The sequence below is a fragment of the Actinoplanes rectilineatus genome, from assembly GCF_000962825.1.
Taxonomy (GTDB): Bacteria; Actinomycetota; Actinomycetes; order Mycobacteriales; family Micromonosporaceae; genus Actinoplanes; species Actinoplanes rectilineatus.
The window spans coordinates 1-336 of sequence record NZ_JZKF01000265.1 but is presented as its reverse complement, the minus strand read 5'-3'; the positions used below and the strand labels follow the sequence as shown (position 1 = coordinate 336).

At 64.9% G+C, this 336-nt stretch carries 1 protein-coding gene; it reads left to right on the top strand.

Annotated features, from left to right (window positions below; genetic code table 11):
- A partial coding sequence (locus tag WH85_RS52095) for a hypothetical protein (RefSeq protein ID WP_045748613.1) occupies positions 1 to 336 on the top strand: 336 nt, incomplete at both ends.

Sequence of the window (336 nt, the reverse complement as noted above, 5' to 3'; positions counted from 1 at the left end):
GGCGAGATCACCACCATCGACTTCACCAGCCGCGACTTCACCGCCGACGGCAAGGACTACCGCTCCCTCGAGGTCAAACTCGACCTCACCTCCCGCAACGACCGGATGACACCGGACCAGCTCCGGGACTTCGCGAACAACATCCAGAACACCATCGACCAGCGGGTCAACGGCCAGTACACCCTCCCCGGCGGCCGCGAACTGCACGTCGAACTCACCGTCGACACCAACGGCGTCCCCGTCGAGATCACCGGCAATCCCGACGACACCACCCACCAGGCCCGCTGGAACACCAACGACAACCCGGCCGTCCTCGTCCACGAGGTCATGCACTAC